Raw genomic sequence first — 1,695 nt, 5'->3', positions numbered from 1 at the left:
CGTGGCACACGGCAACTCGGCCCGAAGGGGAGCGGGTTGGAGGCACCGAACGACCGACTTAGGGATCAGGTCAAAAAGAAGGGATGGTCGCTTGGGTTCTATGACACCAGGAACCGGTGCAGAAACCACGCCCCACCGCTGCGACAATCTACGCCCCGCAGAGCCCTCTTAGCCACTGAACGGCACATTCTCCCATTTCTGCCCCGTCCCCAGCGAAGCGGCGATGCCCGGTACGAGAACGGAGGTGATGGCTCTGTCGTCCGTGTTACGGCAGGGTCACCCCCGGCCTCAACGGGATCGGTGAGCCCGTCTTCGACCAACGCGCAAGGCTACCATTGGAGCGCCGGTTACGCGATCTGCGCCCGGATTACGGCAAGGAGACGGTCAACGCACAGCGAGGCGTCCGTCACATCGAAAGGTGAAACCCCGCCCCGGAACATCGCGTCGATTTGATGGCGGCTATAGGCAGGCGAAAGAATAGCCGCGAGCTGCGGCAATTCCGGTGGGAAGCCCGACAGGCCCGTCGCCACGGCAAGCGCCAAGGCCTTTTCAAGGTCATGCCGAATATGGACGCGGTTCCAGTCGTCGGCATAGCCCGCCTTCATCAGATAGGCTTTGAGGCTAAGTTCGATCGCGATGGCCAGCGAATGCGCAGCGCTCGCCGGAGAGATCCTGACGCTTGCCGACGCGCCGCGGGCAAAGCCCGTGGCATTCTCCATGAAAATGTCGATCAGCACCGGATCGACATTTCCGGCGAAACGCCGCGCAGCGTCATCGAGCGTGGCGGCCGATAGCCCGAGCAGCCAGCGCGGTCCTCTGATATTGCGCAGATGGCGCAAATGCGCCGAACCGGGTTCATCGGCGTCGGTGCCGGCCGACCAGCGCAACAGCAACGCGGCCTTCCAGCAGCGCCCATGGCGCTGTCGGAATGCAAGCAGAGCGCGCAGTTCCTCATCATGCAAATCGCGCATCATCATCTCTCTCTCATTTGTGGCAAGGCGACAGCCGGCGCGGCGTGAGCAACGCGGATGGCTGGTGGACACTGAAATGGATCCGCGCTGCGGACACGGCCGACGGATTCCGGCGCTATTCAGCCAAACCAAACACGCCTCGGCACCCTCCCCTCTCGCTGGCGGGAATTCCGATGGGCAACCGTAAGCAGAGTCAAAAAAGGGCCGCCGGCAAACCGGCGGCCCGCGGCTTCAGCCCGCACCGCGACGAGCAGCTGAAGGAGGGCTTCCCAATGGGCCGCGACGATCAACGACCCGGAGTCCCCGAGCCTTGGCTTCGATGACAAGCCGCTCCGTCACGCCATTGCCCTGGAAGGCAATCACGAATCTCGGCTTGAGCGAGAGCATCTGCTCGTTGCGACGGAAGCCAGCGCGATCTCCGAGCTTGCGATCGAGGCCGAACCGCACCTGCTGGATGCCATTCTGCTCGGCCCAGGACGCTGCAAGCCGTTCGATACCCTTCATATCGCCGCCGTGTACGAGATACATGTCGCCGACATGGGCGCGAACCTTGTTGAGGGTCGCCAGCAGGTTGTCGGCGAACGTCTTCATATCCAAGTCGTTGGCGAAGGTGAGGCGGCCACCGGCGAACACAACGGGCGTACCCTGCGCGGTGTTGGCGTTCAAAGCCCGCTCGCGGCGCGCCCGCAGGAAGGCATGGCCGTCGACGATCCCGGCGGTGACA

General features: G+C 63.5%; 2 protein-coding genes. Both read right to left on the bottom strand.

Annotated elements, in window-relative coordinates:
* Positions 1-347: 347 nt before the first annotated feature.
* Complete coding sequence (locus tag WA070_RS06155) at positions 348-977, bottom strand: hypothetical protein (RefSeq protein ID WP_422633249.1); 630 nt, start codon at positions 975-977, stop codon at positions 348-350.
* A gap of 225 nt (positions 978-1,202) precedes the next feature.
* Positions 1,203-1,695, bottom strand: a 493-nt coding sequence (locus WA070_RS06150; protein WP_422633248.1) for a DUF2493 domain-containing protein, incomplete at its 5' end; no start/stop codon positions are given.

The sequence above is a fragment of the Sphingobium sp. genome, from assembly GCF_049304695.1.
Classification (GTDB): domain Bacteria; phylum Pseudomonadota; class Alphaproteobacteria; order Sphingomonadales; family Sphingomonadaceae; genus Sphingobium.
The sequence above is the reverse complement of the archived record's forward strand: the minus strand, read 5'-3'. Positions and strand labels throughout refer to the sequence as shown.